Genomic DNA, 6,695 nt, shown 5'->3' on the forward strand with positions numbered 1-6,695 from the left:
GGGAATTGAGAACACGACTCCAAACACCGCAGCAGCCACGTTCAAAATGACTGTTTTATGAATGCTCCCCCACCTGCGTTCCGCGAGGTGGGGGAGTGCGTCGCTATTTTCGTTCCAACAACGAATCTAAAGACCTGAGACTAGAAATCTAGACATCATAGTACAGGGAGAACTCATAGGGGTGAGGCCGTAACCGCATGGGGTTAATCTCATTATCGAGTTTGTAAGAAATCCAGTTTTCAATGAAGTCCTCCGTAAATACTCCCGTATCCGTTAAGAAAGCGTGGTCATTTTGTAAATGCTCCAGCGCATCCTCTAAAGAACCGGGGGTGCTAGGAATCTTGCTCAACTCTTCAGGACTCAGGTCATAGATATCCACATCCAAAGGAGAACCGGGGTCAATTTGGTTCTTGATACCATCTAACCCAGCACAAAGCATGGCAGCAAAGGCAATATAGGGGTTACAGGTGGCATCAGGACAACGGAACTCTAAGCGTTTCGCCTTGGGATTGGGGCCAGAGAGGGGAATCCGGATAGAAGCGGAACGGTTGCCTTGAGAGTAAGCTAAGTTCACCGGAGCCTCAAAACCGGGAACCAAACGCTTGTAGGAGTTAATGCTAGGGTTCGTTAACGCCAGCAGTGCCGGAGCGTGTTTAAGCAGACCACCAATATAGTGCAGTGCCATTTGACTTAGATTGGCATAGTTACCTTCTCCCCAGAATAGGGGTTGTCCCTCTTTCCAGATGGATTGGTGGGTGTGCATCCCAGACCCGTTATCGTTAAACAAGGGCTTGGGCATAAAGGTAGCACTCAAACCGTATTTTTTCGCCACGTTTTTGATGACATACTTGTAGGTCATCAGGTAGTCGGCAGATTCTACGAGGGTGGCAAAACGAATCCCTAGCTCGTTTTGTCCCCCGGTAGCCACTTCATGGTGATGTTTCTCAATGGGAACGCCACACTTGCCCATCGTCAGCAACATTTCCGTCCGAATGTCTTGCAGGGTGTCGGTGGGAGCAACGGGGAAGTAACCTTCTTTGTAGCGGGGTTTGTAACCTAAGTTTCCGCCTGCTTCTTCCCGTCCGGAGTTCCAACGTCCCTCAATACTGTCAACGTAGTAGAACCCTTTGTTTTCCGTTTGGTCAAAGCGGACATCGTTGAAGAGGAAGAATTCAGCCTCCGGACCAAAGAAGGCAGTGTCGCCGATGCCTGTAGAGTTGAGGTATTCAACGGCTTTGGCGGCGATACTACGAGGATCCCGACTGTACCATTCTCCAGTGCGGGGTTCCTTGATGCTACAAATCATGCTCAAGGTTTTTTCTTCGTAGAACGGTTCAATCCAAGCGGTTTTAGGGTCAGGAACCATAGACATATCCGATTCGTTAATGGCTTTCCAACCCCGGATACTGGAGCCATCAAAGGGTACGCCATCAACAAAGGAACTCTCGTCAATCTGATCGTAGTAAAACGAGCAGTGCTGCCAAATCCCTGGCATATCAATGAATTTCAGGTCGATGATCTGGATGTTTTCATCTCTAATCATCTGTAATACTTCTTGGGGTGTCTCTGGCATAGATGACTCCTTAATTAGGATCTGCTTTTTTTGTCTCGAATGATGATCGTAGAGAGTGGGTTCACTGTATTTTGTATTGTAGGATACGGAATCTCAGGGAATTTCTGCTAGAAAACCTGTAAAGATTGCAAAAATGTTCTCTATGATACAGTTTTTTTGCACATGAGACACTTTGTTGAAGAAATGTTGCAAAAATGAGTTAAGGAAGAGAGTCTAGGGCATCTTAGGGCATGGGCTGGTCTTCCTTATGCGATGATGATTAACTAGAGCAATTTTTTTGAGCTTGCTTGTGGCAAACAAAAATTTAAAATTCGATTGATTGGGAGCGCAGATTTATGAAAGATGCAGTAACGACACTGATCAGAAACTATGATGTGGCTGGGCGTTATTTTGATCGCAATGCGATGGATAGCCTGAAGTCCTATTTTGAGTCAGGGATGTCCAGACTAGCGGTTGCCTCAATGATTACCGCCAATGCGGCGGCTATTGTAAAACAGGCTGGTTCTCAACTATTTGAGGAAGTGCCTGAGTTAATCCGCCCCGGTGGAAATGCTTATACTACTCGTCGTTATTCCGCTTGTTTGCGGGATATGGACTATTATCTGCGCTATGCGACCTATGCCTTAGTGGCTGGGGATAATGATGTGTTAGATGAGCGGGTGTTACAGGGGTTACGGGAAACCTATAATTCTTTGACGGTTCCCATTGGCCCCACGGTAATGGGAATTCAAATGATGAAGGAGATTGTCAAAGGGATGGCCGCGAGTCAAGGGGTAGAGGATACCAGTTTCCTCGATGCACCGTTTGATCACATGACGCGGGAGTTAGGAGAGAAGGATCTCTAAGTTCTGGAATTCTCATCCTTGTGGAGGAGCAGGCGATCGCATTTCCGGTTCTGCTGGGGTGCGATCGCCTTTTACCGAAAGTTGAGTAGGGCTATTAGCTTGCAGGGTTGGGGGGAATTATGGGGCATCGACACGACCTTAAACGGACACCAAGGGAAGGTAAAACTGGCTTGCCAGCACATCCCAAGGAAGTGTCAAGAATCACCGTGGCTTCAGCCCGGTGAGTATGTCAACGTTCAGTGAGTTCAATGACATTTTCGCGGATAGTGACATCAAAATTCCCGAAGACATTTTGACCCAGCAATCCCATATTCCCCATCCCCCGTTCATTCGTCCGATTACCAAAAGTGACCATTACATTTTCAAGGGTTAATTCCCCCAGTTGTAACTCACTCACTCGGCCAACATCCACTTCTACTGTTCTCCCATCAGCCACCGTAACCCGGCTTTTGCCCAAAGACTGCATATTCAACTGTCGCGCCATACTCGGTAAAATCATAGTCGTGGTCGCTCCCGTATCAAAGAGCATCTCATAGGATTGACCATTAAACTGGACATCCACCACCGGAATATTAGCGACACGGCGTTTAATCGATATCTCAAAACTTCGGCGATCATCAGGAGGGGGCATAGTCGCCACTGGGGATTCTGGAGAACCTTCCATAACGTTCGGTAAACCCCCCCCTTCACAATTCCAATTTAAAACGAAAATATTCTGACTAGCCAAGGTTTGTAAACGGCTTTGATACACCGTTAAACGGGCGGCATAATTGGGGGCGAGACTTTTCATCTCGTTAATAGCGCGAATGGCCTGATTCCAGTCCTGAGCGCAAATCGCTTGACGTAAAATTCCATTGAGAGAACTGTCATCGGGTGTGTCAACCGCCCAACTGGGTCGAGTCAAGACAACATTCGGTAACATGACACTCATTAGGAGGATTCCCCCCACTGATGGACGCAAGAACCCCATCACCCATGATTTCCGGTTTGATAAAGAGGACATAACCAATCGCTAAAACAAATTCTGGTGATTCTATCTTCCATTATGGGGAGCAAACTCCAGAGTTGACAAAAAATGCGATTGAGGGTGTGGTTGTTGACTTCCCTTCCTAGGCGAGAGGGAGACAAAAACGGAAGGTACTACCTGTTCCGGGTTGGCTTTCTACTTCAATTTGACCGTTTTGTAATTCCACCAAACGGCGAGTAATGGCGAGTCCTAGACCTGTGCCGCTTCTAATCCGCGATCGCGATCGATCGGCTCGCCAAAAGCGCTCAAAAACGTAGGGCAGGTCAGATTCACTAATACCAATCCCTGTATCTGTCACGGCGACCCAAAGGCGATCGCCTGCGCGCCAAGTTGTGAGGGTGATTTTCCCTTTTTCGGTGTAACGGATAGCATTGCCAATCAAGTTCACTAAAATTTGTTCGGTGCGATCTGGATCGGCCAAAACTAGGGGCAATTCTGAGCTACGTTCTAAGACTAATACCGGATTATCATTTAATAATTGATCCTTAAACCGTTCCACTAATGATTCTAGGAGAGGTAACAAATTAAAGGGCTTTAAGTGAATGGGTAAATACCCCGCTTCTGCCTTAGAAATTTCCTGTAAATCATTCGCCAATCGTTCTAAACGTCGGGTTTCTTTAACTAACTTTAAATAAAGTTCTGGCGACCCTTCAATTGAACCATCGGCTAACTCTTCTAAATACCCCCGGACGACCGTTAAAGGGGTGCGTAATTCATGGGTTAAATCCCCAATTAACTCCCGTCGTCGTTGTTCTACCCCCTCCAAGCTTTGCGCCATACGGTTAAAACTATTACTCAGTTTCTGAAGTTCGGAAATTTCACTGTTGGGGACTCGTTCCTGTAAGTTTCCTTGGGCAAACTTTTCAGTAATTTCAGTGATATTTTGCAAAGGTTGAATAATGCGACGAGAAGCCCAATAACTGACAATTCCCGAAGCACTACTCCCCACCACAAAAGACCAAATGGTGCTACGATTCCAAGCGCTCTCAAACCCTTCGACTAGATAAGTTCTAGCTAACCGAATGGTTAAAAAGCCCCGTTGTTCGAGTTGTTCTAAACGCAGGACAAAAAAGCGGGGGGAGAAGTAACGCGCAATGAGGGTAAAACTGCCTAATCCCACTACCATGACTAATAAATGGGAGAAAAATAAGCGCGTTCGGAGGTTCAGTTTTGCCATCCATTCATAGAGGTTTACAACAATTGAGTTTTAGCGGACTCGATGGCGTTGCGAACTTGCTCAAAACCGGTGCCTCCGTAACTGTTGCGGGCGGCTACCACTTGTTTAGGGGCGATCGCCTGATAAATGTCCTCTTCAAAGGCCGGATGGAGTTCTTGCCACTCTTCTAAGGTTAAATCCTTGAGCAGTTTTCCGGCGGCTAAACTGGTTTTTACCACCTTACCGACTAAATTATAAGCTTCTCGGAAGGGAACCCCTTTAGCGGCTAAATAATCGGCTACATCGGTGGCGTTGGAAAAGTCTTCCTCGACGGCGGCGCTAAGGCGTTCGGTGCGAAATTCTAGCCCTTCCCGTAACAGAATGGTCATGGCTTCTAAACTGCCTTGCACGGTTTTTACGCTGTCGAAAATGCCCTCTTTGTCTTCTTGTAGGTCTTTGTTGTAGGCGAGGGGTAGCCCTTTCATGATGGTTAATAGGGCTTGTAAATGACCAAACACCCGCCCGGTTTTACCCCGCACTAATTCGGGGATGTCGGGGTTTTTCTTTTGGGGCATGATGCTGGATCCGGTGGAGCAGTTATCTTTGAGGGTGATAAAGCTAAATTCTTGGGAGGCCCAGAGAATTAATTCCTCACTGAGGCGGCTCAGGTGAACCATGATTAAACTGGAGGCACAGAGGAATTCTATGGCAAAGTCGCGATCGCTCACTCCGTCCAAACTATTGGCATAAACGCCGCCAAATTCCAATTCTGAGGCGGTAAAATGCCGATCAATGGGGAAGGTGGTTCCCGCTAAGGCCCCACTCCCGAGGGGGGAAATATTGGTGCGTTTATAGACTTCGCCTAAGCGTTCCCAGTCCCGTTGAGCCATTTGGAAGTAGGCCAGCAGGTGATGGGCTAAACTGAGGGGTTGAGCGCGTTGGAGGTGGGTATAACCGGGGATGAGGGTTTCTACGTGCTTTTCGGCATGGCGTAGGAGAACCCCTTGATATTCCCGTAACTGTTGGCGAATTTCGGTGATTTGATCCCGTAAGTAAAGGCGGATATCGGTACCGACTTGATCATTACGCGATCGCGCTGTATGCAGTTTTTTCCCCACATCCCCCACCAACTCCGTCAAACGACGTTCTACGGCAAAGTGAACATCTTCGGCTTCAATGCCGGGGTTAAAATGACCTTCTTGGTATTCGATGCGAATTTGTTCTAGACCCGTCACCAACTGCATCGCTTCTTCTTTGCTAATAATCCCCGTATGAGCCAACATTTTGGCATGGGCAATCGATCCCGTAATGTCGTATTCAATTAGTTGAATATCAAAGCCGATACTGGCGTTAAAACGGGCAATAGCAGGATGTAGCGCACTTTCAAAGCGATCGCTCCAAGTTTTCGGTTGAGTCATAGCCTTAATCTACTTGATAGCCTAGAGAGAGCAGGGCAAGGGAAAAGCCCCTTGACCCAGGAGGAAAAGCCGGGGCCTAAGCTATTCCGTTTTATCCCAGTATCCCCCCAACTAGCCGAGATTTAAGGAATTCTTTGTTTATCCCCGGACAGGAGAGATTACATCCTAGAAGGGGAAAGATGGGCTTAACGTTGCCTTGGGGGGATTATCTCACCCCGGCATCATGCCTTTAAAGCCATAGCCAATAATAAAACCAATAATCAACGCCCAAACTTGACCCGATTCAATAAAGTTCTGGGCGGCCCGTTGAATTTGTCCCAACACATCGGGATCATTTATGGTCTGGGCTAATAGGGTGCCTTCTAAAATCATAATATCCTCGCTCTTAACCACCAGATGAGTTTTTTCTGCCTTGATTATACGCGACATTCTGCCGATACCGACCGCTTGAAACAAGACCCTAGGGGGTTCCCCCCCCATGCCCAAATTCCCGTTTTCCAGTGGGAGTTAACCCAACCTTGAAACCTATCTAGGGGCTAGGGGGGAGGGGGAGAGGGGGAGAGGGGGGGGAGGGGGAGGAGGGGGGAGAGGAGGGGGAGGGGGAGGAGGGGGGAGAGGAGGGGGAGGGGGAGGAGGGGGGGAGGGGGAGGAGGGGGAGGAGGAGGGGGAAGTAGGT

6 protein-coding genes are annotated in these 6,695 nt (G+C 48.1%); 1 reads left to right on the forward strand and 5 read right to left on the reverse strand.

Annotation, left to right across the window (positions count from 1 at the left end; translation table 11 throughout):
- Positions 1–148: 148 nt before the first annotated feature.
- Entirely contained in the window at positions 149–1,573 is a 1,425-nt protein-coding gene (glnA, locus tag SPI9445_RS0122185) for a type I glutamate--ammonia ligase (protein WP_017306991.1), read from the reverse strand.
- Between the two features lie 335 nt (positions 1,574–1,908).
- Here glnA and apcB point away from each other — a divergent pair, with 335 nt between their 5' ends.
- The gene (gene apcB / locus SPI9445_RS0122190) at positions 1,909–2,418 is read left to right on the forward strand and encodes an allophycocyanin subunit beta (RefSeq protein WP_017306992.1); all 510 of its coding nucleotides are present in this window, start codon (positions 1,909–1,911) and stop codon (positions 2,416–2,418) included.
- 229 nt (positions 2,419–2,647) lie between these two features.
- On the opposite strand, the gene SPI9445_RS27915 is transcribed toward apcB, so the two are convergent.
- From SPI9445_RS27915 to SPI9445_RS0122210, 4 genes are all read right to left on the reverse strand, one after another.
- Entirely contained in the window at positions 2,648–3,421 is a 774-nt protein-coding gene (locus SPI9445_RS27915; RefSeq protein WP_083883577.1) for a retropepsin-like aspartic protease family protein, read from the reverse strand.
- A 106-nt stretch (positions 3,422–3,527) separates the two neighbouring features.
- A complete protein-coding gene (locus SPI9445_RS0122200; protein WP_017306994.1) occupies positions 3,528–4,622 on the reverse strand; it encodes a sensor histidine kinase in 1,095 nt (364 codons plus the stop codon).
- A gap of 14 nt (positions 4,623–4,636) precedes the next feature.
- Positions 4,637–6,019 (reverse strand): argininosuccinate lyase, encoded by a 1,383-nt coding sequence (argH, locus tag SPI9445_RS0122205; protein WP_017306995.1) that lies wholly within the window; start codon positions 6,017–6,019, stop codon positions 4,637–4,639.
- 210 nt (positions 6,020–6,229) lie between these two features.
- On the reverse strand, positions 6,230–6,448 hold the full coding sequence (locus tag SPI9445_RS0122210; protein WP_026080012.1) for a hypothetical protein: 219 nt from the start codon (positions 6,446–6,448) through the stop codon (positions 6,230–6,232).
- Between the last annotated feature and the right edge of the window lie 247 nt (positions 6,449–6,695).

This window comes from Spirulina subsalsa PCC 9445 (assembly GCF_000314005.1).
Classification (GTDB): Bacteria; Cyanobacteriota; Cyanobacteriia; order Cyanobacteriales; family Spirulinaceae; genus Spirulina_A; species Spirulina_A subsalsa.

What these genes read in the sequence shown, in the direction of transcription:
- glnA (WP_017306991.1), bottom strand. Translation starts at nt 1,573, where the DNA reads ATGCCAGAGACACCCCAAGAAGTATTACAGATGATTAGAGATGAAAAC.
- apcB (WP_017306992.1), top strand. Translation starts at nt 1,909, where the DNA reads ATGAAAGATGCAGTAACGACACTGATCAGAAACTATGATGTGGCTGGG.
- SPI9445_RS27915 (WP_083883577.1), bottom strand. Translation starts at nt 3,421, where the DNA reads ATGTCCTCTTTATCAAACCGGAAATCATGGGTGATGGGGTTCTTGCGT.
- SPI9445_RS0122200 (WP_017306994.1), bottom strand. Translation starts at nt 4,622, where the DNA reads ATGGCAAAACTGAACCTCCGAACGCGCTTATTTTTCTCCCATTTATTA.
- argH (WP_017306995.1), bottom strand. Translation starts at nt 6,019, where the DNA reads ATGACTCAACCGAAAACTTGGAGCGATCGCTTTGAAAGTGCGCTACAT.
- SPI9445_RS0122210 (WP_026080012.1), bottom strand. Translation starts at nt 6,448, where the DNA reads ATGTCGCGTATAATCAAGGCAGAAAAAACTCATCTGGTGGTTAAGAGC.